At 38.2% G+C, this 26,124-nt stretch carries 24 protein-coding genes and 1 pseudogene; 4 read left to right on the top strand and 21 right to left on the bottom strand.

The genetic code is table 11. From position 1 onward, the window contains the following. The first annotated feature begins 121 nt into the window (after positions 1–121). Together ACQRDX_RS05555 and ACQRDX_RS05550 are read left to right on the top strand one after the other, a co-directional pair. Entirely contained in the window at positions 122–313 is a 192-nt protein-coding gene (locus ACQRDX_RS05555; RefSeq protein WP_354369296.1) for a hypothetical protein, read from the top strand. A 45-nt stretch (positions 314–358) separates the two neighbouring features. After that, entirely contained in the window at positions 359–700 is a 342-nt protein-coding gene (locus tag ACQRDX_RS05550) for a hypothetical protein (RefSeq protein ID WP_427895160.1), read from the top strand. A gap of 387 nt (positions 701–1,087) precedes the next feature. Here the strand turns inward: ACQRDX_RS05550 and ACQRDX_RS05545 are convergent, their stop codons facing one another. From ACQRDX_RS05545 to eno, 6 genes are all read right to left on the bottom strand, one after another. Further along, positions 1,088–2,077 (bottom strand): lipoate--protein ligase, encoded by a 990-nt coding sequence (locus tag ACQRDX_RS05545; RefSeq protein WP_354369300.1) that lies wholly within the window; start codon positions 2,075–2,077, stop codon positions 1,088–1,090. 175 nt (positions 2,078–2,252) lie between these two features. Beyond that, the gene (lpdA, locus tag ACQRDX_RS05540) at positions 2,253–4,007 is read right to left on the bottom strand and encodes a dihydrolipoyl dehydrogenase (protein WP_427895163.1); all 1,755 of its coding nucleotides are present in this window, start codon (positions 4,005–4,007) and stop codon (positions 2,253–2,255) included. Between the two features lie 271 nt (positions 4,008–4,278). After that, on the bottom strand, positions 4,279–5,661 hold the full coding sequence (locus tag ACQRDX_RS05535) for a dihydrolipoamide acetyltransferase (protein WP_427895165.1): 1,383 nt from the start codon (positions 5,659–5,661) through the stop codon (positions 4,279–4,281). A 170-nt stretch (positions 5,662–5,831) separates the two neighbouring features. Next, positions 5,832–6,830, bottom strand: coding sequence for an alpha-ketoacid dehydrogenase subunit beta (locus ACQRDX_RS05530; RefSeq protein WP_354369306.1), 999 nt, complete (start codon positions 6,828–6,830; stop codon positions 5,832–5,834). Positions 6,831–6,935: 105 nt separating this feature from the next. Next, positions 6,936–7,904 carry a thiamine pyrophosphate-dependent dehydrogenase E1 component subunit alpha gene (locus tag ACQRDX_RS05525; protein WP_427895167.1) on the bottom strand — a complete coding sequence of 323 codons (969 nt, stop codon included), beginning with the start codon at positions 7,902–7,904 and terminating at the stop codon, positions 6,936–6,938. Positions 7,905–8,200: 296 nt separating this feature from the next. Continuing rightward, on the bottom strand, positions 8,201–9,508 hold the full coding sequence (eno, locus tag ACQRDX_RS05520) for a surface-displayed alpha-enolase (RefSeq protein ID WP_354369680.1): 1,308 nt from the start codon (positions 9,506–9,508) through the stop codon (positions 8,201–8,203). A gap of 197 nt (positions 9,509–9,705) precedes the next feature. On the opposite strand from eno, the gene ACQRDX_RS05515 reads away from it, so the two are divergent. Next, a complete protein-coding gene (locus ACQRDX_RS05515) occupies positions 9,706–10,155 on the top strand; it encodes a DUF1694 domain-containing protein (protein WP_427895170.1) in 450 nt (149 codons plus the stop codon). Here ACQRDX_RS05515 and ACQRDX_RS05510 read toward each other — a convergent pair. From ACQRDX_RS05510 to gyrB, 15 genes are all read right to left on the bottom strand, one after another. Beyond that, positions 10,152–11,297: a glycerate kinase gene (locus tag ACQRDX_RS05510; RefSeq protein WP_427895172.1), complete on the bottom strand. Its 1,146-nt coding sequence runs from the start codon at positions 11,295–11,297 to the stop codon at positions 10,152–10,154. The two genes, ACQRDX_RS05515 and ACQRDX_RS05510, sit on opposite strands and share 4 nt — an antisense overlap. Positions 11,298–11,401: 104 nt before the next feature. Then, a complete protein-coding gene (locus ACQRDX_RS05505) occupies positions 11,402–12,643 on the bottom strand; it encodes a hypothetical protein (protein ID WP_427895174.1) in 1,242 nt (413 codons plus the stop codon). 150 nt (positions 12,644–12,793) lie between these two features. Continuing rightward, the gene (hisE, locus tag ACQRDX_RS05500; protein WP_427895176.1) at positions 12,794–13,108 is read right to left on the bottom strand and encodes a phosphoribosyl-ATP diphosphatase; all 315 of its coding nucleotides are present in this window, start codon (positions 13,106–13,108) and stop codon (positions 12,794–12,796) included. A gap of 8 nt (positions 13,109–13,116) precedes the next feature. Continuing rightward, on the bottom strand, positions 13,117–13,434 hold the full coding sequence (gene hisI, locus ACQRDX_RS05495; protein ID WP_427895178.1) for a phosphoribosyl-AMP cyclohydrolase: 318 nt from the start codon (positions 13,432–13,434) through the stop codon (positions 13,117–13,119). After that, the gene (hisF, locus tag ACQRDX_RS05490; RefSeq protein ID WP_427895180.1) at positions 13,431–14,189 is read right to left on the bottom strand and encodes an imidazole glycerol phosphate synthase subunit HisF; all 759 of its coding nucleotides are present in this window, start codon (positions 14,187–14,189) and stop codon (positions 13,431–13,433) included. Before hisF ends, hisI begins: the two co-directional genes overlap by 4 nt. 3 nt (positions 14,190–14,192) lie before the next feature. Further along, positions 14,193–14,912 carry a 1-(5-phosphoribosyl)-5-[(5-phosphoribosylamino)methylideneamino]imidazole-4-carboxamide isomerase gene (hisA, locus tag ACQRDX_RS05485; RefSeq protein WP_427895182.1) on the bottom strand — a complete coding sequence of 240 codons (720 nt, stop codon included), beginning with the start codon at positions 14,910–14,912 and terminating at the stop codon, positions 14,193–14,195. Positions 14,913–14,943: 31 nt separating this feature from the next. Further along, positions 14,944–15,567 carry an imidazole glycerol phosphate synthase subunit HisH gene (gene hisH / locus ACQRDX_RS05480; protein WP_427895184.1) on the bottom strand — a complete coding sequence of 208 codons (624 nt, stop codon included), beginning with the start codon at positions 15,565–15,567 and terminating at the stop codon, positions 14,944–14,946. An 18-nt stretch (positions 15,568–15,585) separates the two neighbouring features. After that, entirely contained in the window at positions 15,586–16,170 is a 585-nt protein-coding gene (gene hisB / locus ACQRDX_RS05475; RefSeq protein WP_427895186.1) for an imidazoleglycerol-phosphate dehydratase HisB, read from the bottom strand. Next, the gene (gene serB / locus ACQRDX_RS05470) at positions 16,151–16,813 is read right to left on the bottom strand and encodes a phosphoserine phosphatase SerB (protein ID WP_427895188.1); all 663 of its coding nucleotides are present in this window, start codon (positions 16,811–16,813) and stop codon (positions 16,151–16,153) included. Before serB ends, hisB begins: the two co-directional genes overlap by 20 nt. Then, on the bottom strand, positions 16,800–18,083 hold the full coding sequence (hisD, locus tag ACQRDX_RS05465; protein ID WP_427895190.1) for a histidinol dehydrogenase: 1,284 nt from the start codon (positions 18,081–18,083) through the stop codon (positions 16,800–16,802). The genes serB and hisD overlap by 14 nt, the downstream gene beginning before the upstream one ends. After that, on the bottom strand, positions 18,080–18,727 hold the full coding sequence (gene hisG, locus ACQRDX_RS05460) for an ATP phosphoribosyltransferase (RefSeq protein WP_354369692.1): 648 nt from the start codon (positions 18,725–18,727) through the stop codon (positions 18,080–18,082). The genes hisD and hisG overlap by 4 nt, the downstream gene beginning before the upstream one ends. Continuing rightward, positions 18,724–19,701, bottom strand: a complete 978-nt coding sequence (locus tag ACQRDX_RS05455; protein WP_427895192.1) for an ATP phosphoribosyltransferase regulatory subunit — start codon at positions 19,699–19,701, stop codon at positions 18,724–18,726. The genes hisG and ACQRDX_RS05455 overlap by 4 nt, the downstream gene beginning before the upstream one ends. After that, positions 19,698–20,744, bottom strand: a complete 1,047-nt coding sequence (gene hisC / locus ACQRDX_RS05450) for a histidinol-phosphate transaminase (protein ID WP_427895194.1) — start codon at positions 20,742–20,744, stop codon at positions 19,698–19,700. The genes ACQRDX_RS05455 and hisC overlap by 4 nt, the downstream gene beginning before the upstream one ends. A 375-nt stretch (positions 20,745–21,119) precedes the next feature. Then, complete coding sequence (gene ezrA / locus ACQRDX_RS05445; RefSeq protein ID WP_427895196.1) at positions 21,120–22,844, bottom strand: septation ring formation regulator EzrA; 1,725 nt, start codon at positions 22,842–22,844, stop codon at positions 21,120–21,122. A gap of 88 nt (positions 22,845–22,932) precedes the next feature. Continuing rightward, entirely contained in the window at positions 22,933–24,885 is a 1,953-nt protein-coding gene (gene gyrB / locus ACQRDX_RS05440) for a DNA topoisomerase (ATP-hydrolyzing) subunit B (RefSeq protein WP_427895198.1), read from the bottom strand. A gap of 285 nt (positions 24,886–25,170) precedes the next feature. Here gyrB and ACQRDX_RS05435 point away from each other — a divergent pair. Next, positions 25,171–26,114: pseudogene (locus ACQRDX_RS05435) on the top strand (DDE-type integrase/transposase/recombinase). Positions 26,115–26,124 lie beyond the last annotated feature (10 nt).

Here is a 26,124-nt window from a genome sequence, read left to right as displayed (position 1 = left end):
GCCTAAATCTTTTATCTGATGGATCCATCAAATAATTTTTAGTCTAATTAATTGAATAATTAAATATAATATGGTTTAATAGTGTTGAGCTAAATGCTTAATTTTTTTAGAGGTGATATAAATGAACCCAATGGACTTATTTAATGAAGTTAAAGACATGATTGCAAACAAAGACTTCTCAGCTGCACAAGATTTTATCAATGAAAACAAGGATCAGCTTGGTGAATATTTTGAACAAGCAAAAGGTCTTCTTGATGGTGCGCAAGGTGCTGATGGTATCCTTGACAAAGTTAAAGGACTTTTCGGCAAATAAAAAGCTGGTCTAACGACCAGTTTTTTATTTTATAGAGGAGCCATCATGCAAACTATTATTCAATATCGAAGTTTATTTTTTCTTGCTCTTATCCTTGCCATCTTTATTGTTCACAGCTACTGGGCTAGAAAGCACTCAAAAGTAAACTCCCCCAAAAACACTATGACTTGTCCTAAGTGTCACTCTAAAAATCTGACCATCGAAAATCCTAAGCGAAAACAGTTTTCCGCTCAAGCTGCCTTGATTGGTAATGCTATTAACGGACGTGAGGGAGCCATGTATGCTATGTTATATGAAGCAGACAAAATCTATTATCGATGCCGTTTTTGCGGTCACCACTTCACCTATAAAAAACGCTACATCGGTAAAAGTAAAGAAAAACTCTAAAATCCTTATTACTAAATAATGATAACGAAGTCCCTTTTTACTACTCATAAAAAATAAGGCTCCATAAGACTGTAGTGGGTAAACCCACCATAGAGATTATGGAGCCTTTTTGAGTGTAGAAAAAAAGTTCCATATAACCTATTTTGAAATGGATTGGAAAACATTACCAAAAGTAATGAGGTGTGATAAGTGTACCTTCAAGAAAGGTAAAATAAGCTTTATCACTCAATATTTTAACTCCTCGAATATTAAAGAGAGAACACATTTCGTTCTCTCTAGGAGTTAGATTTTCATCTACCAACTACACCACTTATAAAGAACACTGCCATTCTCTTGTTCTTTGATAAGTTTATTTTAAATGTTGAGCATTAAATCATATACTATCAATTAAGCAACAATAGCTTTGGCAACTTCTTCAACTGTCATGCGTGAGAAGTATTCTGTTGTATCAATTGTTTTTAAGGTCTCTAAAATATCTTGATACTCATAACGAACACCAACAAGAAGATCTTCAATATCTTTCACATCCTTGATACCAAAGAAATCCCCATAAATCTTAATCGATTTAATCACCGATTTATCAACATTTGCATAAATAGTTACTTTACCTGCTGGATAGCGGACACTACGAGAGATGGTGTACTCTGGTGCCGCACCATAAGTCCACTCCCATGTCCCAAACTGTTCATCGGCAGATTTTTGAATCTTAGCCAACTCATCTTCTGATAGAACATATTCTGTCATGTCAGGATAATGCTCTTTCATTTTTTCTAAGATTTTATCAGAAAATTCGTGAACTGTAATTTTTTCTGGTAACTCACTTAAAATATTCGTCACCCGTGCACGAACAGATTTGACACCTTTAGACTCAATTTTATCCTTGCTCACTTTTAAGGCATTTCCTAAAACGGTCATATCAACATCAAATAGCAAACAACCGTGGTGCATCATGCGACCATTAGAGTAAGCCTGGGCATTTCCACAAAATTTCTTCCCGTCAATTTCAAGATCATTTCGACCAGTAAATTCAGCAGTGACCCCTAAATCTGCTAAAGTTTCAATAACAGGTTGAGAAAAGGTTTTAAAATCAAAAGCTCCCTCATCAGCTTTATTGGAAATAATGGTATAGTTCAAATTATTTAGATCATGATAAACAGCGCCACCACCTGATAGGCGACGAACAACATGGATACCATGCTCATCTATATATTCCTTATTAATTTCCTCAATAGTATTTTGATGCTTCCCAATAATGATAGCAGGTTCATTTATCCAAAGAATGAAAATCTCATCCTCATCACGCAACTCTTTAAAAGCATAAGCTTCAAGAGCAATGTTGTAAGCAGGATTATTACTCTTATTGACAATATATTTCATTTCTAGTCTCCTATAAAAAAGATACTTCTATTTTAATGCAAACGGTATCAAAACACAAGTATTGAGATTACAAAAGCATCAGATGGCCTAGGATCTCTAATAATCAAAAAGGTATAGCTCCGACAAAACTTGAGAACTATACCTTCTTATTTTTTATAAACTTTAATTAAGATGATTATTTACGTTTTGGAGGGTTGTGGATGGCTACGCCTAAAACATCTAAAAAGGCTTCATACATGACCTCTGAGAAGGTAGGATGCCCATGAATAGAGGCTACAACATCATCAACTGTCAATTCTGATTCCATAATAGTTGCCGCTTCGTTAATCATTTCCGCAGCAACAGGTCCAATAATATGAACACCTAAAATCTCGTGGTATTTACTATCTGCAATCACTTTAACAAAACCATGTGCCTCATTAGAAGCAATCGCACGACCATTACCTGCAAATGAACAACGTCCAATCAAAATGTCATTGCCATATTGTTCACGTGCCTGATCTTCTGTCAGACCAACCATAGCAATCTCTGGATGAGTATAAACAGCAGCTGGCGTGTAGTCCAACTTGGCTTTATGATGATTACCACGCATAGCATTTTCTGCTGCCACCTCACCCATACGGTAAGCTGCGTGAGCTAGCATTTTTGTACCGTTAACATCACCTGGAGCATAGATCCCTGGAATAGAAGTTTCTTGATAAGCATTTACCTTAATACGACCACGATCAAGTTCAAGGTTAAGATTTTCAAGTCCAGCTAATTGTGGGACACGTCCGATGGACAATAAGGCTTTCTCAGAGATGATTTCTGAACCATCATTAAGTTTAATGGTAAGCTGATTATTAGCTTCAATAATTTCTTCCACACCAACAGAGGTTAGGAATTTCATTCCTTTTTTAGATAGCACTTTTTGAAGTTCTACAGAAACTTCACGGTCCATACCAGGAATGATACGATCTGCCATCTCTACAACAGTGACTTCTGTACCGTAGGAAGCATAAACCAAGCCAAGTTCCACACCGACAACACCACCACCCATAACAGTGAGTGATTTTGGAATTTCTCGAAGATCAAGGATATCATCAGAAGTTAAAACCAATTTAGAATCAATACCTGGAATATTGATACGTGATACCTTAGATCCTGTAGCAAGGATAATATTTCGTCCCTTAATCGTATCACCACCAATGGTTACCGTCTTATCTGGGTTGACTTGACCTAGACCATTAAAGATGGTTACTTTATTGGCTTTCAAGAGACCTTGAACACCACCAGTAAGCGTTTTGACAACTTGATTTTTAAAATCAACTGTTTTGTCCATATCAATGGTGTAATTGGTTGAGGCTAAGTTAATACCTCGCCCAGCAGCTATCTTAAGACCATCTAGGATTTCTGCATTTTTAAGATAAGTCTTAGTTGGGATACAACCCTTGTTTAAACAAGTTCCACCAAACTCTGATTTTTCAACAATGGCAATCTTACCACCTAATTGTGCACCACGAATCGCTGCATAATAACCCGCAGGACCTCCACCGACAACAACAATATCGTATTCATTTTCAGCTAGTGCAACCTTTGGTGTTTCTTCTGCCACCGATGCTGGAGCAGTTGGAACCTCTAAACCTGCTGCTTTCAAATCAGCAGTTGCTTGAGCTACCTCAGGTGTTGTAGCTGCATCTTCTACTACCTCACCTGCAGCACCGATATAACCGATAACTTCCGTTACTGGAACTGTTTCACCATTACCACGCACAATTTTCACCAAGACACCTGAATCCTCAGCTTCAAGTTCCATATTGGTTTTATCAGACATGATTTCAAGAAGAATATCCCCCTCTTTGACCTCATCTCCTTCTTGCTTTTTCCATTCAATAATTTCACCCTCTTGCATGTCCACGCCAAGTTTGGGCATAATAATTTCAATTGCCATAATTATGATACAAAGAACGTTAAAATGCGGTAGAATTTTCGATAAGTCAGAAATCTTTGATCTCGTAGATCATCCACGTCAAGACAATTAAAACTTTCAAAGACTGTCGTCAAGGAAAGCTCAGACGTCTGCAACACAGAGAGCCCTATATCTTACCATTATCATCCTAGCATTTAGTTCGTGTTACAATATCACGAACTCGTCCTACATCCTTTCTTTATTTTCTATTCAGAAACGTCTATTCTTTTATTTTTGATCAATGAAAACCTTATCAGATTAATAGTTCCAATGGATTTTCAAGCAAGTTTTTCAAGTCAACCATAAACTTAGCTCCATTCATCCCATCAACGATACGATGGTCAATGGTTAAGCACATCGTCATAATCGGACGCACAACGACTTCACCATCTACTACAACAGGTGTTGGAACCGTTGCAGCAACTCCTAAAATGGCTGAGTTCGGCTGATTGATAATCGGGTTAAACGATTTCGTACCAAACATTCCCAGATTGGTAATAGAGAAGGTTGAACCTGACATTTCTGCTGCTTTTAACTTACCAGTCTGTGCTTTTTTGATGACATCTTTTGATGCCACAACAAATTCTGATAGAGTCATCTTATCCGCACCATGTACAACTGGAACAACTAAACCTTCATCTAGACCAACGGCAATACCAATATTCACAAATTGGTGTAACTCAATTTCAGTAGCATCATTGATTAAAGAAGCATTTAAATAACGGTGCTCTTCTTTCATTAGTGTTCGTGTTACAGCTAAACCTATTAAGTCAGTAAAAGTTACTTTTAAACCTGTTTTATTCATAATAGGCTCTAGTACCTGCTTACGAAGAGCCATCAGATTTGTCATATCAATATCATAGTTAAGGGTAAAGGTTGGCGCCGTCAAGTATGAATGTACCATACCTTTTGAAATAGCCTTACGCATCGGACTCATCTTGATAATTTCTACACCCTCTGGCAATTCTTTGACAGACTCTTCTTTAGCCACAACAGCCTCAACTACTTTTTCTTCGACGTTAGCTGGTTCAATCAGCGCAAGAACATCTTCTTTTAGGATTTTTCCGTTAACACCTGTTCCTGTCACTGTTGACAAATCAATTCCCTTATCTGCTGCAATACGAGCAGCAAGTGGTGTGGCTTTAGGAGCGGCTCCTTTAAAATCTTCAACGTCAGATTTATGAACACGGCCTTTAGGTCCTGTTCCTGGTACAAGGCCTAAATCAATATTCAATTCATTAGCTAGTTTCCGAGCAGCTGGAGTTGCTCTAACTTTACCAGCACCTTGGGCTTTTGCGACAAGTGGTGTCACAACAACAGGAGCTCGTCCAGCTGGAACTTCTTCAATCGCAACGGCAGGACTAACTTCAGCAGTAGGAGTATCCCCAACTACTTCACCAGCCTCACCAATATAGCCAATCACTTCCGTTACTGGAACTGTTTCACCATCACCACGAACAATTTTGACAAGAACTCCTGTGTCCTCGGCTTCCAGTTCCATATTGGTTTTATCAGACATGATTTCAAGAAGAATTTCACCTTCTTTGACCTCATCTCCTTCTTTTTTCTTCCACTCGATGATTTCACCCTCTTGCATGTCCACACCGAGTTTAGGCATAATAATTTCTATTGCCATAATTATGATACATAAGACCTCTCTTTCCAGCCTGACTAATTACTGAAAGACTGTAATGAGATGCCCCACTCCCCTTCCTTTATTTTTATGCTACACAGCTTACAAAATATCTTTTATTAATCTGATCAGATAATAACAGACAAAGGGCTGATGCCCTCATCTTCATTATCTTAATTTCCTTTATTGACCATCTTGTAGATTGCAGTCTTAATCTTTTCAACATCTGGGAGCATTGCTTGCTCAAGGACACGTGCATACGGAACAGGAACATCTTCACTAGCTAAACGGACAATAGGATGATCAAGGTAATCAAACGCTTCACTTTCTGTGACCATTGTTGCGATTTCTCCAATAAAGCCACCTGTTTTATAGGCATCGTTAACAAGCATCAACTTTCCTGTCTTTTTAACAGAATCAATAATTAATTCCTTGTCTAATGGGATAAGTGTACGTGGGTCAACAACTTCTACGTTGATGCCATCTACAGCTACTTCCTCAGCAGCTTTTAAAACACGCTCTAGCATACGGCCGTAGGAAACAATCGTTAAATCAGTTCCCTCACGCTTAATCTCACCTTTTCCAAGTGGAATATAAAAATCAGGATCTTGAGTAACCTCTTCTTTTTTGCCGTAAAGTGCTTTTGGCTCCATAAAAATCACAATGTTATTGTCTTGAATAGATGATTTTAACAACCCTTTTGCATCATTAGCATTTCCAGGAGCTACCACCTTAATCCCTGGAATGTGCGTTAGCCATGCTTCCAAGGACTGAGAATGTTGTGCTGCCGATCCAATACCTGATCCAGATGCCACACGATAAGTTACAGGTGTCTTCAACCCACCACCGAACATGTAGTTATTTTTAGCACCATTGTTCACAATAGCATCTAATGCAATAGTAATAAAGTCCATGAAGGTCAAATCAATAATAGGACGCAATCCTGTAATAGCCGCACCAACGGCAGCTCCTGCAATTGCTGCTTCAGAAATTGGAGTATCACGCACACGTTTTTCACCAAATTCTGCTAACATTCCTACTGAGGTTCCAAAGTCACCACCATAAACACCGACATCTTCTCCCATTAAGAAAATATCTTCATCCTTACGCATTTCCTCGCTCATGGCAAGGTTAATTGCTTCACGCAAAGCCATTACTTTTGTTTCAGCCATATTTTTATTACCAAAACCGATTAGAGAGTTGAAGACAAAATCCTCAGCTTTCCATTCGGTTCAATTCCTTTCCTCTTACCAATAAATAGTATCTTTTTATGATGTTTAATCTACCCAGATATCTTCATAGGCTACAGCTAAATCTGGATCTGGACTGTTTACCGCAAACTCATAGGCATCATCCACTTCTTTAACCACCTGTGCGTCAATCGCATCAAGCTCCTCATGAGTTGAGATCTCATTTTCAACCAAGTAGTTGCGATATTTAATTAGTGGGTCTTTTTTCTTCCACTCATCCACTTCTTCTTTCGTACGGTAAACACCTGCATCAGCAGTTGAATGACCAAACCAACGATAAGAAATCACTTCAACAATAGCTGGTCCATTACCACCACGAACATGCTCAACAGCTTTTTCCATAGTTTCATATACAGCTAATACATCATTTCCATTCTCAACATAAAATCCAGGAATGCCATAAGCTTCTGCACGAGTGTAAAGGTGAGGTGTGTTGGTAGCATTTTTGATGTCCATCGAAATACCGTAGCCGTTATTAATGATGAAAAAGATCACTGGTAATTTCCAAGTCGCTGCCATATTAACAGACTCATGGAATGACCCTTCATTAGTTGCGCCATCACCAGAAAAGGCTACTGCGATATTATTTGTTCCTTTATATTGTTGAGTTAAGGCTGCACCAACTGCCATCGCATAGCCCCCACCAACAATACCATTGGTTCCATAATTCCCTTTTTTAAAGTCTGCCAAGTGCATAGAACCTCCGCGTCCTTTAGACACACCTGTAACTTTACCAGCCAATTCAGCCATCATGGCATTTAAGTCCATATCTTGAGCAATAGATTGACCATGTCCACGGTGGTTAGAGAAAAAGATGTCATCATAAGTTAAGTGTTGAACAGCTCCTACGTTAGCAGCTTCCTCACCAACTGAAAAATGGGTCATCCCTTGAACAAAACCTCGACGGACTAATTTATTGATGCGCATATCGAATTCGCGAATCCGTTGCATTTTCAAATACATCTCTAAATGTGTTTCTTTTGTTAACGTTTTCATTTTTCGCCTCCGAAATCATTTTACTTCTCTATCATATTGTAAAATTTCACAAAGTGCAAATAATTGAACCGCTTTCTTTACTTTAAATCAACCTTTTATCCTAAAAAAACTTTGTGAAAAAATATACTTTTTAAGTACCACTACTGATCAAATCAGAAGCCTTCTAGCATCCCGCTTCATTTTTAAATCATTTTATACGAGGAAAACTGGCTGAAATCAAAAATAAAAAAGCACCTAGAACATAGTCCTAGAGTGCTTTTCTCCTTGGGCTTTTGCCCATTTAACTCAATAAGAGATTATTTTTTAAGGTTGTAGAATGATTTGATACCTTTGTATTCTGCAACTTCACCAAGTTGATCTTCGATACGAAGCAATTGGTTGTATTTAGCGATACGGTCTGTACGTGACAATGAACCTGTCTTGATTTGACCAGCGTTAGTTGCAACTGCGATGTCAGCAATTGTTGAATCTTCAGTTTCACCTGAACGGTGTGATACAACTGCAGTGTAACCAGCTTCTTTAGCCATTTCGATTGCTTCAAATGTTTCAGTAAGAGTACCGATTTGGTTAACTTTGATAAGGATTGAGTTAGCTGCACCTTCTTTGATACCTTTCGCTAGGTATTCAGTGTTTGTAACGAAGAAGTCGTCACCAACCAATTGAACACGTCCACCAAGACGCTCAGTAAGTGCTTTCCATCCATCCCAGTCGTTTTCATCCATACCGTCTTCGATAGTGATGATTGGGTATTTGTTAACCAACTCTTCAAGGTAGTCGATTTGTTCTGCTGAAGTACGAACAGCTGCACCTTCACCTTCGAATTTAGTGTAGTCATATACACCACGCTCTTTGTCGTAGAATTCTGATGATGCACAGTCGAAACCGATCATGATTCCGTTTTCACCAGCTTCGTAACCAGCAGCTTCGATAGCTTTAAGGATAGTTTCTACACCATCTTCAGTTCCTTCGAATTTAGGAGCGAATCCACCTTCGTCACCAACAGCTGTAACAAGTCCGCGTTCTTTAAGGATTTTCTTAAGAGCATGGAATACTTCTGCACCCCAACGAAGACCTTCTTTGAAAGTAGGTGCACCAACAGGCATGATCATGAACTCTTGGAATGCGATTGGAGCATCTGAGTGTGATCCACCGTTGATGATGTTCATCATTGGTGTTGGAAGAACTTTAGTGTTGAAACCACCAAGATAGCTGTAAAGTGGTACTTCAAGGTAGTCAGCAGCAGCACGAGCTACAGCGATAGACACACCAAGAATAGCGTTAGCACCAAGTTTACCTTTGTTTGGAGTACCGTCAAGAGCGATCATAGCACGGTCGATAGCTTGTTGGTCGCGTACATCGTAACCGATAAGCGCTTCTGCAATAACGTTGTTTACGTTGTCAACAGCTTTTTGAGTACCAAGTCCAAGGTAACGAGACTTGTCACCATCACGAAGTTCAACTGCTTCGTGCTCACCAGTAGAAGCTCCTGAAGGAACCATACCACGTCCGAAAGCACCTGACTCAGTATAAACTTCTACTTCAAGTGTTGGGTTACCGCGTGAGTCTAGGACTTCGCGAGCGTAAACATCAGTAATAATTGACATTATAATACTCTCCTTATGAGTTAAATATTTTACACTGCTATGATACCACAATCTCAACTGATTATCAAATAAAAGTGGCATTTTTTCAAAATTTCTATGGAGTTTTTAATATTTGTTCAGCTTAAAAATAACATTAGTAGCCCAATAAATCAAAAACTGCTATAATGACTGTATTCAATTTTTTACTGAGGTGACTTATGTCTAATTTAGAGGATCGTTTATTAAATTCATCTACAGGAGAGCATCGACTCCATCCTGATGAGCAAAGAAGATATTTAGGGACCTATGCAGAACGCGTCGCTCTTACCATTTTGGTGGAAGATGCTCGAAATGAACAGGTTACTCAACATTTTCCATCAATTCTAGAAGAACTTAATCATCACTACCAACCCTTAAAAGTCAAAATTTCTCCTACTCTTTCAGATCGCCTACAACTTGTCTATATGAAGACGTCCAAAAATTTAGGCATTCCTTCCTGTATCGTGGAAGAGCTTAAAAGTCAGACTCCTTTTGGCATTGTCGTTTTCTCTGATCATCCGATTAATGTCGAAAAACAGGATATCCACGAACGATATCCTGAATTATTTGAATCACCAATAAAAACAAATGATGAAAAAATTCCTTTTTGGAAAAAATTATTCCGTTAAATTCTTTCCCCAGTTTCAAAAGCTGGGTTTTTTGCTGCTATTTTTAATAGTTGTGCTATATTTTGCGCAGTATATTCAAGATTCGCTTTAGCACTTAAAAAAGTATGTTCCGGGCTATCAATTTTGGAAATAATGGAAAAGGCTGCACGAATATTCTCAAATGGAAATTCTGGTAAATCATCCGATAACGAACCACATATGGCAATGATGGGAATAGATTTAGGAGTCTGCCTTGCTACCCCAATAGGTGCTTTCCCAGACAAACTCTGCTGATCTAGTCTTCCTTCTCCAACAATAACTAAATCGGCACCTCTTACCAATCGTTCGTAGTCGAGAAGCTTTAAAACTTCATCTATTCCAGACACCAGTTCTCCTCGAAGAAAGGTCACTAAACCTGCTGCCATCCCTCCACCTGCACCTGATCCACTTAAGGTAAAAACTTGAGGATTAATCAAGTGATAAAACTGCTTCAAGGCAGAGTCAACAACCGTTATTTTCTCTGTAGGTAAGCCCTTTTGTGGGCCAAAAACCTGACTGGCTCCTCGTGGTCCTACTAATGGATTGGACACATCCGTTAAGACCTTTATCTTGATCCCAGATAAGTCTGGACATTGAGATGTCTTTTCGAAATGAACAACTCTACTTAAATTTTTTCCTAAAGGTTCTAACAACTCTCCTTTTTGATCATAAAATCGATAGCCCATCCCATGTGCCAGTCCTATCCCTCCATCAATTGTAGAGGTTCCACCTACACCAATAACAATCTCCTTAAATCCTTTTTGAATGAGATCATTCACTAACTCTCCCACTCCTACATTGGTAATGGTTAAAGGATCCCTTTTTTCATTAGGAATCAAAGCCAAACCCGTAATATCGGCTACCTCAAAGAAGGCCGTCTTATCCCGATAGACATAGGAAACCTCTTTTAATAGGCCAAAAGGTCCTGTCACCGTAGTATGAGAACGTTTTAGCTGAAGAGCTACACTAAGAGAAGAAATAGTCCCCTCGCCACCATCACCCACCGGTAATAAGTGATACTCTGCCTGTGGAAAAACTTTTTCAAACCCTAATTTTATGGCTTTAGCCACTTCTTCTGCAGAAAGACTTTCTTTAAATGAGTCTGGTACAATCATAATTTTCATCGTCCATCCCCCTTCCTTATAAGCTAAATCTATTATACTATTTTGATGCTATGATGTCTTTTTATAAAAAAGATGAAGCAGGCTATAGCCAGACTTCATCTCTTTTAAAATAACTCTCTTTTTTTAACGCGACTTTTTTCTATTTGTTCTGCTTGAGCTAATGCTTCTTTATAAACTGCTGGACTCACAAAACCTCGATCAATAATAGCCTTTTCTAGCAAATAATCCACCAAGGCTACACTACTTGTTTTCAAATGATGGTAGTGTTTTAAAGACCCATCCTTAAACTTATAAAGCTCAGTGACATCAAGCTGATCTTTGGTCAACCAAGACTCTAATCGGGTCTGCTCCGACGGCTCAAATACCTCTAGACACTCTGTCAAAGTCTTTAAACGCTCTTCTAAAATCCGAACCTCATCTGCTTGTAATAAAATAGTGTAATAAACACCTTCAACACTATCTGTGGCTTCTTGCTCTAAGTAATGTTCTTCATCAGTAATAGCCAAGACACCATCAGCATGAAGACCGAATCTTTCCTCTGATGTCACATCATAAGCACCATAACGATAAACTTTTCCTTTATAACCTATATCAACGACAGGCAAACCTCCAAGAAGCGTTCTTTTTATCTCTGGGAAATAAAGACTCACGTCTACTTTATCCCACTGACTCGTTTCTGATGTCATAATATGGCTTGTTTTTCCCACTAAAAAAAGATTGATTAAAGCCAGTAATTTTTCTGGAATATAAATAGACCAAGCTAAAGGAAGAGCTACTCGCCAACGTCCCTTAAATTTTCTATTCGGTAAACTGCTCAAACGGTGAACACCATCATATAAATTCATAATTCCAAGAAAAACAGCATAAAGTCCAATAATCAATATTTGAATAGAGGCTCGCTTATCTGAAAAAAGAAAGACCAAAATTGCAAAAAGTGAGGATAAACCACCATCTACTGCATAACGAATTTGAGGAGTACTCCCTTCTCTTATCTCTTTAAAAAAGAGCACAAGATGTGTCGCTCCTACAAAACTAGCGTAACTTCCTAGAGATAGGGCTAGATTTTGTGAAGTAACTCCTCCATTCCAAATTAAAATCAACAAAAACAGAGTGAAGATTGTTTTAGTAAAGGCTAAAAAAAGTGTCTCCATCTTATCAAGTCGCGACCAAAATTGGCTTAATAAGTTATAAGTAGCTGAAAGAAAAGAAATAAACAAAAATAAGCGAACCAACCACATGGGTGTCAGGGCTTGAAAGAGAATTAATAGGACGCCTACAATAAGAAAAGCTAGTCCTTCTAGAACCAACTTTTGAGACGATAGCTTAAGATGAGAAAAACGATTCATGACAACTCCTTGAAACTAACTCCTTCTAGTTTAGTTGATTTTTTTGAAAATAACAAGTCAGAAACAAGATTTTTCATTAGAAAATATTTTTTGTTACAACCTTGCTATTTTCGACAGTGAGTTGTAAGATTTTGTCATCAAAACGTTTCATCAGTAATTTGTAATTTCTTTACGATCTTGAGTTTTAGAAGTCTTACCTTGACGTGAAACAAGGACGGCTTCAACTTCTTCCAAGGACACTTCGGTTTCAACTAATAATACTGCAAGATGATACAACAAATCTGCTGTTTCGTTGGCGATTTCTAATTTATCTGTATTTTTACTAGCGATAACAACCTCTGTTGCCTCCTCACCAACTTTTTTTAAAATCTTATCTAATCCTTTATCAAACAAATAATTAGTATAAGAGCCTTCTTTAGGGGATTTTTTTCGTTGCTGAGCTTCTTGATATAATTTTTCTAACATACATACTCCTATAAAATCTCTTCAAAAAAACAACTATAAGCACCTGTATGACAGGCTGCACCTTCTTGCTGTACGGCAATCAAAAGGGTATCTCGGTCACAATCTGTCTTAATTGATTTAACATATTGATAGTGCCCACTGGTTGCCCCTTTATACCAAATTTCTTGTCGGCTTCGACTCCAATAATGCATTTGCTTAGTTTTTAAAGTTAAAGCAAAGCTTTCCTCATTCATGTAAGCCAACATCAGAACTTGTCCTGTTATATGATCTGTTACAATAACTGGTACCAAGCCTGCTTGCTTATTAAAATCTAACTGCACACTCATTGACGTACCTCGATTCCTTTTTTCTGCATAACAGCCTTGGTTTCTGCAACAGATACCTCACCAAAATGAAAGATAGAGGCGGCTAAAGCACCTGTAACAGAAGTTTTTTCAAATACCTCAACCATATGCTCTTGATTTCCTGCTCCTCCTGAGGCAATAATGGGAACATCGACCACTTCAGCAACGGCATTTAACATCTCAAGATCAAAACCAGCCTTTGTACCATCTCGATCCATACTGGTCAATAAAATCTCTCCTGCTCCTAGATTCACAACTGTTTTAGCCCAGCTAATTAAATCAAGTCCTGTATCTTTTCTACCACCTGCCACATAAACATGCCAACTGCCGTCTTCTTCTTTTCTCGCATCAATAGCCACTACGACACACTGATTGCCAAATTTTTCAGAGCACGCTTTGATTAAATTAGGATTAGCCACTGCAGAAGAATTGATGGCTACCTTATCGGCGCCTGCTTTTAACATTTTATTCATATCCTCTACTGAGCGAATACCTCCGCCTACTGTGAAAGGAATAAAAACTTGGTCTGCCACGCGCTTCACCATATCAACTGTTGTCTCACGATTCTCATGTGTGGCGGTAATGTCAAGAAAAACTAGCTCATCACATCCTGCCTCATAATAAGCTTTAGCTGCATCGACAGGGTCCCCCACATCTGTTAAATTGACAAAATTAACCCCCTTAACCACGCGACCATCTTTAACATCTAAACATGGGATAATGCGTTTCTTCAGCATAGGCTACCCTCCAAAATCTTTTAACTCTGACAAATTGATATTGCCATTATAATAGGCCTTTCCAACAATGGTGCCTAAAACACCAATAGTCTCTAATCTCTCTAAATCACTAATAGCATGAATCCCACCAGAAGCAATCACTTGAGTTTTTGTTAAGGTAGAAACCAACTTTTCATAATGTTCAAAGTTGGGACCTAAAAGCGTGCCGTCTCGATCCACATCTGTATAGACAATTAATGCCACACCTTTTTCTTCCATGGCTTTAGCCAGACTAAGATAATCAACATCTGAAGTTTCTAGCCAACCTTCTGTCGCTACCATACCAGATTTAGCATCAATCCCAACAACAATTTTATCTGGACCGAACTCCTTGAGAGCAGCCGTCACAAAGTCTGGATCTTTCACCGCCATAGAACCAATAATCACACGGTCAATCCCAACAGAAAGGTAATCTGCAATCTGTTCCAAGCTACGAATTCCTCCACCAACTTCAATCCCAAGACCAGTTTTTTCTTTAATGCTGGCAATCAGATTACGATTTGTTGCAAGCCCATCCAGTGCCCCATCTAAATCAACCACATGAATAAAGTTAATGCCTGCCTCAGAAAAAATCTTAGCTTGCTCTAAAACATCTGGATTCACCACTGTCTCTTTCTGAAAATCTCCCTTAAATAAACGAACTGCGCGTCCATCACGAATATCAATTGCTGGTAAAATCTGCATTTATTCACCTCACTAGCCTCTAACGGCCTCTTCATTTATTCTCTGTATCTGATTGGCATAAATCCACAAATCGTTTCATCATATCCAAACCTATTTGACCTGATTTTTCTGGATGAAATTGGACCCCAAAGACTTTATCCTTATGAATCATAGCTGGTACAGGAAAACTATATTCTGCCACGACATCACAATAATCTTTTGGCGTATCTGTATAATAGGAATGAACAAAATAAACCGCTTGCCCCTCTACTCCCTTAGTTAGAGGTGTGTCTTTTCGTATTCTAAGGTCATTCCACCCCATATGCGGAATGGGGTAATTTGTTGTTGCCTTCATCGGACGACAAACACCTGGAATAAAACCAAAACCTTTAGTTTCGCCATGTTCCAATCCCTCATCTAGTAACAATTGCATCCCTAGACAAATCCCCAAAAGTGGCTTTCCTTGTGCAACAGCTTCTTTAATAACAGAAACAAGGCCTCTTTTTTCCAATTCTGCCATAGCTGTCGGAAAAGCCCCTACTCCTGGTAGAATCAAGCCTGACGCTGATGCGATTTTATCCTTATCACTAGACAGCTCAGCCTTAGCTCCAAGATTTTTCAAGGCACGCAGAACATTTGCTGTATTGCCAGCATCATAATCAATCACAATAATCATCGTCTGCTCCTTTATATGTTATAACATCCCTTTGGTTGAGTTGACGCCTTTAATATCTGGATTTATTGTCACTGCTTCACGCAAGGCGCGTCCTGTTGCTTTAAATAAACTCTCTGCCTTATGATGACTATTTTTGCCATGTAAAATTTTAAGATGAAGGTTCATTTGAACATTAAAGGCTAAAGCTTGGAAAAATTCTTCTACCAATTCCGTGTCAAACTCACCAAGTTTAGGATTAGCAAAATCTGCATCAAATACGAGATAAGAGCGACCTGATAAATCTAGACTAGCCATACCGAGTGTTTCATCCATTGGAACAAAGGCTGTTCCATAACGATTGATACCTGCTTTATCACCAAGTGCTTCTCTGAGCGCTTGACCCAAAACAATTCCAACATCTTCCACAGTATGATGGCTATCCACCCACAAGTCCCCGTCTGCCTTAACAATCAGAGAAATTCGACTATGGCGAGCAAAAAGGGTCAACATATGGTCAAAAAATCCTACACCTGTTTGAATATCAACAGGCTCTTGGACATCTAAGTTCAGACTTAATTTAATTTTTGTTTCAAAAGTATTTCGTTCAATTGTTGCTTGTCTCATTTTTTACCTCATCTAAAATCTTGATCACTTGATAAAGATCTGGTTCATTAATATGATAGGGAGCTTCTTTTCGCACAATCTCTTTGGCACAAAAAGCTATCCCAATACCAGCTTGATGAATCATAGGAAGGTCATTGGCTCCATCTCCCATTGCGATAGTATCTGATAAATCTAAATGATTTTCCTTGGCCCAATTGATCAAACTATCTTTTTTGACCTCCTTAGTTACAATTTCACCTAGTGTACAACCAGTTAGATAACCATCTTTAACCTCTAGACGATTCGCCTTAACATAATCAAGACCTAACTGCTCAGCCAATCTGTCAACTGTTTCATGAAATCCACCTGATACGACACCTACTTTATAGCCTCTTTGATGAAGTTCTTCAACAAGTTCTTTCGCTCCTTGGTTAAAGTGAATACGGGTCAAAACTTTCTCAAAAATAGAATCAGGCAACCCCTTTAAAAGTGCCACACGTTCATAAAGAGCAGTTTTAAAATCTAACTCTCCTTTCATAGCACGTTCAGTGATATCAGCTATTTTTTCGCCTAAGCCTACTTCTTCACCTAATAAATCAATCACTTCCTCTTTGATGAGTGTTGAATCTACATCCATCAGTAGTAGTCCCTTAATTTTTGTCATTTCTCACCTCAATAGCTCTAGCATGAGCTTGCAACCCTTCTGCATAAGCTAGTCTTGTAATATCGTTTTCTGCTTTCAATACAGCTTCTTGACTGTATTGTGTGTATTGAATCCGTTTCACAAAATCGTGAACACCAAGAGCTGACGAGAATCTTGCTGTTGCTGTTGTTGGCAAGACATGGTTAGCTCCAGCGTAGTAATCGCCAATCGGTTCACTTGTAAAGTGCCCTAAAAAGATAGAGCCTGCATTTTCAATTTGATCAAGATAGTCGTAGGCGTCATCCATAGCAATCTCTAAATGCTCTGGTGCAATCTGATTCATTAATTCAAACATATCTTGTCGATTCTCTGTTACAATTAAACGTCCATTGTTCTCAATAGAAGGACGTGCAATGGCTTCTCTTGGTAAGGTTTGAAGTTGCTTTTCTAACTCTAGTTCCACTTCCTGAGCTAATCGTTCTGAATTGGTCACTAAAATCGCGCGTGCTAAAACATCATGCTCTGCTTGAGAGAGTAAGTCAGCAGCGACGTAAACAGGATTAGCTGAGTCATCTGCAATGACTCCAATTTCAGAAGGACCTGCAATCATATCAATCCCAACAAGACCATAAACCCGTTTTTTAGCTGTTGCAACATAAATATTTCCAGGACCTGTAATCTTATCTACTTTTGGAATCGTTTCGGTACCATAAGCTAAGGCTGCAATCCCTTGGGCTCCTCCAACCTGATAAATTTTATCAACTCCAGCAAGTCTTGCAGCGACTAAGATAGCTGGCACAAACTTCTCCTGCGGTGGAGTTATCATAATGATTTCCTTGACGCCTGCAATTTTAGCTGGGATAACATTCATCAAAACAGATGAAGGATAAGCAGCTGTCCCGCCTGGCACATAGACACCAACACGTTGGATAGGACGAATCAACTGCCCTCGAATCACTCCCTGACTAGGAGAATCTTCAAAACCTGTTTCTAATTGCTGCTTGTGGTAACTTTCGATATTAGCCTTAGCATTTTTTAAAGCCTCCAACACTTCTGGTGCTATCTCTAAAAACGCTTGTTCAATTAATTGTTCAGAGACTTCTAATTCTTTTGGAACAAGTTGATCAAATTGCTTAGAAAAGTCAAACAGGGCTTGATCTCCACGATTTTTAACCTCTTCTAAAATCGTCAATACTGCCTCTTCAACGTTAGCATTTTGCTGACTTAAAACTAATTGTTCTTGATATAACTGTTTTGAAATTTCTTCAACAGACCCCTCTAATCGCTTCATTTGAAGTCCTCCTCTTGATTTCCTACAATCGTTTCGATTTTTTGAATAAAAGAAATAATGGCTGGATTATTTTTTAGCGCTGCTTTATTCACAATCATACGAGTTGAAATACGACAAATATCCTCAAAAACCTCTAAACCATTGGCCACTAAAGTATTACCTGTTTCAACAATATCAACAATGGCATCTGCCAATCCTAAAACTGGCGTAATCTCGACAGATCCCTGAATAGAGATGATCTCAACATCCTCCCCTTTTTGATTAAAATGCTGTCGTGCCACCGTAGGGTATTTGGTTGCAATGCGTTTTCGCTTATGGTCATTAGGATTATAGCTTGGAATGGATGCCACTGAAAATTTACACAAGCCAAAATTAAGGTCTAACATCTCAAGATAACCTGTGGGGTGTTCAATCAAAACATCCTTACCAACAACACCAATGTCAGCGACACCGTGACGAACATAAGTTGTCACATCAGGTGCTTTAACCAATAAAAATCTAAAAGAGCGATCAGGACTTTCAAACATTAAATTTCGTCCCTTATTCGACATAAAACTCATGTCAAATCCTGCTTTTTCAAAAAGTTTAACCGTATCTTTTTCAATTCGCCCCTTGGTAAGAGCAATCGTAATAGGTTTTGTCATAGATCTCCCTTCTCAAATACAATTTGGTCCTTAATGGCTTGATAGACAGAATCAATATCAATTGCCCAACCTACCGCTGTCAGTTCTGTCGCTCCAAAACGCTCAAACAATTTATCGTAAACTCCACCTGACACAAAATGATCGGGAACCTTTTCACCAAATACCTTAAACATCAATCCTGTATAATAAGGCATATTAGGGATTTGAGCTAAATCAAGAGAAGGAGAAACCAAATCTTGACCAAGACTCTCTAAGTAGGTTTCGATTTCATCCAAGGCATCTAAAATCTGTTGATTTTGAGTAAGGCTTTTAGCACGGGCTAAAACAGTCTGACTACTGCCAAAAAGATAAGGTAATTCTTTTAAGAGTGCATCAAACTGACTAGGGTGGGTTTGAGTAAACATATTGAGTTTGGTTATATTTTTCTCTTTAATACTCTCCTTGAGTGTTTGTAACTCTGATTCAGTCAGCTGTAAGCCATCAAAAATGGTCTGTAAAATACTAGCATGCGAAAATTCAAATTGATAAGCAAGAACATTACTAGCTTCTAAGGATAACTTTGCCATACGAATAGCTTCTAACAATGCCTGTTTCTGAGGATAGCCTACAATTTCAACACCTGCTTGTGTGTGCTCGTTAGTCAACCCTCTCATCTCTTCATGGTAGTTAAAAACCTTACCAGAATAAGAAAACTTAATAGGTGTTTCAACACGTGTTGAGGCAATGACACGTCCAATTTGACTAGTGATATCTGGCCTTAAAGCTAAGAGTTCTCCTGTCCTATCAAAAAGATGGTAATGTTCGGTAGTGACTGTATCTGAAAAAACTTGATAATGCTCTAAAGTCGGTGTTTCAATACGATAAAAACTATGTTCTATCAATAAATCACTGATTTTTCTTTCAATTTGATACATCACTTTAGCTCGCTTAAACAGCTTATCATGCATTCCTAAGGGTAAAGTATTTTTTTTCATTTCTCTGCCTCCTTGATAACAGATAGAACTTGTTTCATTTCATCTTCTTGACCAATAGATATCCTCAAATAGTCCTTAATACGCTCTACTTTTGGAAAATAGCGGACATAAATTTTTTCTTGTTCTAAGATTGAAAAAAGCTCAGCAGCAGATGTCTTATTTGGTTTTACTAAGATAAAATTAGTTAAACTCGGTAAAACATCAAACCCCATATTTATTAACTCATGACTAAACCAATCTCGTGTTGCACAAATTTTAGAGATAGTCTTCTCATAGTAAGACCAATCCTTGACAGCTTCAGTAGCTAACTTTTCAGCCACGGCATCTACATTATAAGGATTAATAGCATTTCTAACAGCGTCTATTACCCCAATTAATTCTGGACTCCCAATTCCATAACCCACTCGTAGTCCTGCTAAAGCCGCATCTTTGGAAAACGTTCTTGTAATAAAAAGATTTGAATAAGTCTCTAACAAAGGAATGGCAGATTGGCCACCAAAATTAATATAAGCTTCATCAACAATCACAACAATATCAGGATTGGTTTGTAAAATTTTTTCAATTTCAGACAATGGTTTATATATCCCCGTTGGTGCATTAGGATTGGTTAGAATAATCCCACCTATCCTACCACGATAATCGGATGAATCAATTTCAAAACCTTCTGTTAGTGGGATTTCTTTAAAAGGAATTTGATATAAATCAGCCCACACCTTATAAAAACCATAAGTTAAGTCTGGAAAAAGAACAGGATCATTGGAATTAAAAAAACTTAGAAAGGCCATGGATAAAATATCATCACTTCCATTACCTATAATCAATTGTCTAGGAGAAACACCTAATTGACTAGCTAAAGCATCTTTTAAATCAGCTTGATCTAGACTAGAGTAACGGCGAAGATCTTCCCCAGTAAAAGTAGATAAAGCTTTTAGGACTTTAGGGCTGGGAGCATAAGCATTTTCATTCGTATTGAGTTTTATCATTTGCTGTTGTTTAGGCTGGCTACCTGCCACATAGGGTTCAATTTGACGTAATCCTTTCATACTTTCTCCTTTTCTGATTAGACTTTAATTTAACAAGATACAAAAAACGCCCTTGTTTTCACAAGGACGTTGACACGTGGTTCCACCTTTTTTCAACAGTCTGTCGCCAGAACTGTTCTCAAAGAGTCATTGACTCTATCCGTAACGTGGACCAAACGTCGAGCACTACTGTAATGTCTTAGTTCGCACCCGCACTCAAGAATGTGTCGTCTAGACTTTGTGTACTTTCTCAGCTTGCAGCACTCTCTGTCAATTTTTCTAGACTTTTTCTCTCATCGATTTAGTTTTTATCTATTTTACAAGAATATTCAGAATATTGCAAGTAAAAGTCATAAAAAAATCGAACTAAATCAATATTTAGTTCGATGATTGTGATTAAAAACGAATATTTTCGCGAGTTTTTTCGTAAGATTTTACAAAACGTTCTGTTACTCCCGACTCAACTACTTCTAATGCATGAGAAATCGTATCAAATGAAGCTTGGTAATCAAAGTCTCTTTCAAAAAGTTGCAAGGCTTCAAGGAAAGCCGCCTGAACATTTGGCTCAAAACTACGATAGCGGTTGGAGTATTGTAATAATTGCTCTGTTAATGTCGCATTTTGAATAATCTCGTAAGTTGTCATTTCAAGATTATCAATCGCTGATGTAGAAACCTCTGTCATTCGCTCAACAGTATCTATGTTGATTCTTGTATGATTCAATTCTTCGATCAGATTTTCTAGGTGATGACTAGTATTAAAGAAGAGGTTCAAGAAATCCTGAGGAATACCAGGTAGGTTGCGTTTTTCCATAAAACGCTTGATGGAATGTAATTTATTCACAAAAATATCCACTTTTTGTCTTGAACGATCTTCATTTTTTTCAATTTCCTTAAGAGCAGACACCACATCCAGCTGCCCTTCCTCAATTGTTTTTAAGTCCTCAAGCGTAGATTCAAATATTTTTTCCAAGTCTGAGAAAGGCTTTTCAGGAACTTGAAGATGGTTAATTTGTTCCAAGGTCGTTTCTTCCATCTCTGTTAACTGTCCCTCAAAAGCATCAACTATCGAACTTTGTTTTTCATTGATGATATAACGTTTAGATAGACGTTCTAACTCAGCAAGCAACTGTTTGTTGTTTTCTCGTGTATGCGCCAAATAATCTGGAATAATGCGACTAGATTTTACTACCTTCTGATGTGCAGCAATCTCATCTTCAAACAAGCGATAAAGAGCGTCAATTTTTTGTTGAATGAGTTCGTTTTCTTCTGCAGCACGATCCAACTCCAGAGTCACTAACTCTTCAGAATTATCACGAATAGATTGTCTAATTTCTTGGAATCGTGTTTCAATATTTTCTTCAGAAAATTGATAATTTTCCTCAATCAGACGGCGATAACCACTTTCCAAATCATCTAATTGATCAGGAAAATCATCTTCTAGCTTCGTTACGATTGCAGGAATTTTTTCTGTGATTTGCCCTAAAGCAATCGTATGTTCTTCAGCACGATCTAAAATCTCAGCTGCTTCAACGGGATCTCCTGAAGTATTTAGGGTAACAAATTGGGTGAACTCAGCTTCGATATTTTTCAAGTGTTTATCAATCTCAGGCTTAGTTGTTCCGTAATTATCTTCATTTTCAGAAATGCCGTTTTGTAAGGTTTCATAAAGATCTAAGGCATGTTTGACACGTGCACTATTTTTCTCTTCCTGTTCTTTTAAGACACCTAGTGCTTCGCGAATAGACTTGATATCTTCTTCTACGATGTTTAGTTGACTCTCCACAGTAGCAATTTCATGTCTTGCACGCACAAAATTAAAGGTATCATTTAAATTTTCAGCTGTAAAAATATGATGGTCGATATCAGGAAAAGTATTTTCAGATAGGTCCATCCATTTCTGATTCCACTCGCGAAAGTTAGTTTGACTTTGACCAACTAAGTGAAGGGACTCAATTTCATCTATCTCATCTTTCACTGGTAGAGCAACCAACTCATTCTTTCGTTCTTCTAATTTTTCAATAGTAGAATCATTTCGTTTTCTTATGATAATACCGACAATGTAAGCCAAAATAATCAAAACAACTATGGCTACAATCAGCAATACGATTCCGCTTGGCATGTTTATCTCCTTGGTTTAAATAAAATCTGTGTTTCCTTTGATTATAACATACTTACTCTCAATGTGTACAGATTTTCTAAATATAGTATTAGATGTCTAATGTACTATAAACAGCATTTTCTTCGATAAACTCTCGACGAGGTTCAACTTTATCCCCCATCAGCATATCAAAAATTTTATCTGCCTCTGCAGCATCATCAACCGTTACTCTGGCCATCAACCGATTCTCTGGGTTCATTGTTGTTTCCCATAATTGATGATCATCCATCTCTCCCAAACCTTTATACCGTTGAATAGTTGGACGTGATCTTCCTGTACTGAATCGTTCCATTGCATCTTTTAATCGTTCCTCTTGATCTTGTCCTGGTTGAATGTATTCTTTGATTTCACTTCCAACTTTGACACCGTAAATCGGTGGTTGAGCAATATAGACATAACCAGCTTCTAAAACAGGTCTCATAAATCGATAGATAAGGGTTAACAAAAGGGTCCTGATATGCGCCCCATCAACATCTGCATCTGTCATAATGACTAGCTTTTGATAACGTGCCTTAGTCACATCAAAGTCTGCCCCAAAACCAGTTCCCATAGCAGTAAACAAGCTACGAATCTCTTCATTGGCAAGAATTTTATCCATAGTCGCTTTTTCCACGTTTAGAATTTTTCCTCGAATCGGTAGGATAGCTTGAAACTCTCTGTTACGACCCGATTTAGCTGATCCTCCTGCTGAATCTCCTTCGACAATAAATAATTCATTTTGAGTAGGATCATTTGAAGAACAATCTGCCAATTTACCTGGTAGATTTGAAATCTCTAGCCCTGATTTTTTACGTGTCACTTCTCTAGCGCGTTTTGCTGCGATACGGGCTTTAGAAGCTAATATCCCTTTTTCGACTATCTTTTTAGCAATTTGAGGATTTTCTAACAAGAAGCGTGAAAATGCTTCACTAAATAGACGGTTTGTGATCTTAACAACTTCACTATTTCCAAGTTTTGTTTTTGTTTGTCCTTCAAATTGTGGATTTGGGTGTTTAACAGAGATAACGGCCGTCAATCCCTCACGAACATCTTCTCCTGTTAAATTATCCTCGTTTTCTTTTAGGATTTTGTTTTTCTTAGCATAATCATTGATCACACGCGTTAAGGCCGTTCTGAAACCTTGTTCATGAGTTCCTCCCTCATGAGTGTGGATATTATTGGCAAAACTTAGGACATTTTCATGATAGCCAGTTGTATATTGCATAGCAACTTCAACTGCAATCCCTTCCATCTCACCATCAGTATAAATAGGGGTGTTAAAAATGATGTCTTTTTTCTCATTGAGGAAATCAACATAACTAATGATTCCACCTTCATAGTAAAAAGTATCTTTCTTCTCTTCCCCATCTCGTTTATCTTCAATTGAAATGCGCAACCCCTTATTTAAAAAGGCCAATTCTTGAATACGTTTAGAAAGTTTAGCGTAATCATATACAGTTGTCTCAGTGAAAATCTCTGGGTCTGGGGTGAAGTGAACTGTTGTTCCTGTACGGTCTGTTGTGCCAATAACAGCTAAATCAGCAACCACTTGACCACGTTGGTATTCTTGAAAGTAAACTTGCCCATTTTTATGTACATGAACATCAAGTTGGGTCGATAAAGCATTCACGACAGAAGAGCCTACACCGTGCAGACCACCTGATACCTTATAACCGCCACCACCAAATTTTCCTCCAGCATGCAAGACGGTAAAGACTGTTTCAACCGCTGGCCGTCCAGTCTTTTCTTGAATATCAACTGGAATTCCTCGTCCATCATCAACAACTGTAATAGAATTATCGGACTCAATAAACACTTGGATTTGGCTAGCAAAACCAGCTAAAGCCTCATCGATAGAGTTATCAACAATTTCCCAAACTAAGTGATGTAAACCTTCTTTCGAGGTTGAACCAATGTACATCCCCGGACGCATCCGAACGGCCTCTAAACCTTCTAACACTTGGATTTGACTAGCATCATATTCTTTTGCTAAATCTTCTAAATTTTTATGATCTTCTACCATTTCCCTAACCTATCCTAATTCATGCTAAAATCATGCATTTTAGTGCGCTAAATACATCATTAACTGGCACAATATTTCATCGATTGACTATCTAAAATGACGTTCATCATTAGAATAGTCCATAAGTGACATTATATCATATTTCATCTATTTTTTACAGAATTTACTAATATCTAAATTCCAGCAAATTGTAGCATTACAATAGATGTGAGACTTCTAGAAGTCAAAAAGAAGATTCCCTGATATGATAAGAGTACCACCACTCATCAAAAAAGGAATCTTCTCATGACTAGTATATCACAAAATCTTCGCTATTTACCACATACTTTAGAAACACGTTATCACGCTGTTAAAACCTACCAAAATGGTGCCTCTGTCGCCGACGTTACAAAGTTTCAAAAGCCTCTCTCATGCGCTGGAATAAGCGATTTGATGGAACTAAAGAATCATTGAAAAATCGATCCCATCGACCTCTAACACCACATCCAAAGGCTCATACCGAGCAAGAGCTGACCTGGATTAAAAACTGCATCAAAAGAAATCCAAAGGCAACCCTCATCGAAATCTTCTATAAGCTCAAAACGAATAAGGGATATGATAGACACCCTTGCTCACTCTTTCGAATCTTGAGAAAGCTGAACTTCTTCAAATCCCCTAAAGCAAAGAAAAAACCTTATGTCCCAAAACCATATGACACGCCGACTAAACTCGGTATCAAGTGGCAGATGGATGTCAAATACGTCCCGACTCACTGCTACACAGGAAAACTACCTGACAAGTTCTACCAGTACACCGTCATTGATGAGGCCAGTCGAGAACGCTTTATATTCCCTTTCAAAGAGCAGTCGTCCTACTCAACGGTTCAATTTCTCAAAATGGCTATCAAACACTTTGGATACAAACCAAAAATCATCCAAACGGATAATGGCTTCGAGTTCACTCATTTCAAAGAGACCAAACAAGTTCACCCACTAGACTTACTGTGTCAGGAACTGGGCATTGAGCACAAGCTGATTCGTCCTCGAACACCCAGACATAATGGCAAGGTTGAACGCAGTCATCGAAATGACAATCGACGTTTCTACCAGCACTTGACCTTCTACTCCTATGACGATCTGATCAAGCAGATGAAAACCTATCTTTATCGTTCTAATCGACTCCCTATGCAAACTTTAGGATGGAAATCTCCTATCGATATCAGAAAAGCTTTACTAGAAGCTAGCTCCTAGTAAAGCTTAA

The sequence above is a fragment of the Streptococcus sp. SGI.013 genome (assembly GCF_050315295.1).
Taxonomy (GTDB): domain Bacteria; phylum Bacillota; class Bacilli; order Lactobacillales; family Streptococcaceae; genus Streptococcus; species Streptococcus porcorum.
This window is presented reverse-complemented; position numbering and strand designations above follow the sequence as displayed.

Coding starts and splice junctions, on each gene's coding strand:
- hisB (WP_427895186.1), bottom strand. CDS start 16,170: ATGAGACAAGCAACAATTGAACGAAATACTTTTGAAACAAAAATTAAA.
- hisC (WP_427895194.1), bottom strand. CDS start 20,744: ATGAAAGGATTACGTCAAATTGAACCCTATGTGGCAGGTAGCCAGCCT.
- ACQRDX_RS05455 (WP_427895192.1), bottom strand. CDS start 19,701: ATGAAAAAAAATACTTTACCCTTAGGAATGCATGATAAGCTGTTTAAG.
- ACQRDX_RS05510 (WP_427895172.1), bottom strand. CDS start 11,297: ATGAAAATTATGATTGTACCAGACTCATTTAAAGAAAGTCTTTCTGCA.
- serB (WP_427895188.1), bottom strand. CDS start 16,813: ATGACAAAAATTAAGGGACTACTACTGATGGATGTAGATTCAACACTC.
- hisI (WP_427895178.1), bottom strand. CDS start 13,434: ATGAGTGTGCAGTTAGATTTTAATAAGCAAGCAGGCTTGGTACCAGTT.
- hisA (WP_427895182.1), bottom strand. CDS start 14,912: ATGCAGATTTTACCAGCAATTGATATTCGTGATGGACGCGCAGTTCGT.
- ACQRDX_RS05530 (WP_354369306.1), bottom strand. CDS start 6,830: ATGGCTGAAACAAAAGTAATGGCTTTGCGTGAAGCAATTAACCTTGCC.
- ezrA (WP_427895196.1), bottom strand. CDS start 22,844: ATGCCAAGCGGAATCGTATTGCTGATTGTAGCCATAGTTGTTTTGATT.
- ACQRDX_RS05545 (WP_354369300.1), bottom strand. CDS start 2,077: ATGAAATATATTGTCAATAAGAGTAATAATCCTGCTTACAACATTGCT.
- eno (WP_354369680.1), bottom strand. CDS start 9,508: ATGTCAATTATTACTGATGTTTACGCTCGCGAAGTCCTAGACTCACGC.
- ACQRDX_RS05535 (WP_427895165.1), bottom strand. CDS start 5,661: ATGGCAATAGAAATTATTATGCCTAAACTCGGTGTGGACATGCAAGAG.
- ACQRDX_RS05525 (WP_427895167.1), bottom strand. CDS start 7,904: ATGAAAACGTTAACAAAAGAAACACATTTAGAGATGTATTTGAAAATG.
- ACQRDX_RS05515 (WP_427895170.1), top strand. CDS start 9,706: ATGTCTAATTTAGAGGATCGTTTATTAAATTCATCTACAGGAGAGCAT.
- hisD (WP_427895190.1), bottom strand. CDS start 18,083: ATGAAGCGATTAGAGGGGTCTGTTGAAGAAATTTCAAAACAGTTATAT.
- hisF (WP_427895180.1), bottom strand. CDS start 14,189: ATGCTGAAGAAACGCATTATCCCATGTTTAGATGTTAAAGATGGTCGC.
- gyrB (WP_427895198.1), bottom strand. CDS start 24,885: ATGGTAGAAGATCATAAAAATTTAGAAGATTTAGCAAAAGAATATGAT.
- ACQRDX_RS05505 (WP_427895174.1), bottom strand. CDS start 12,643: ATGAATCGTTTTTCTCATCTTAAGCTATCGTCTCAAAAGTTGGTTCTA.
- ACQRDX_RS05555 (WP_354369296.1), top strand. CDS start 122: ATGAACCCAATGGACTTATTTAATGAAGTTAAAGACATGATTGCAAAC.
- ACQRDX_RS05550 (WP_427895160.1), top strand. CDS start 359: ATGCAAACTATTATTCAATATCGAAGTTTATTTTTTCTTGCTCTTATC.
- lpdA (WP_427895163.1), bottom strand. CDS start 4,007: ATGGCAATTGAAATTATTATGCCCAAACTTGGCGTGGACATGCAAGAG.
- hisH (WP_427895184.1), bottom strand. CDS start 15,567: ATGATTATTGTGATTGATTATGATGCTGGCAATACAGCAAATGTTCTG.
- hisG (WP_354369692.1), bottom strand. CDS start 18,727: ATGACAAAACCTATTACGATTGCTCTTACCAAGGGGCGAATTGAAAAA.
- hisE (WP_427895176.1), bottom strand. CDS start 13,108: ATGTTAGAAAAATTATATCAAGAAGCTCAGCAACGAAAAAAATCCCCT.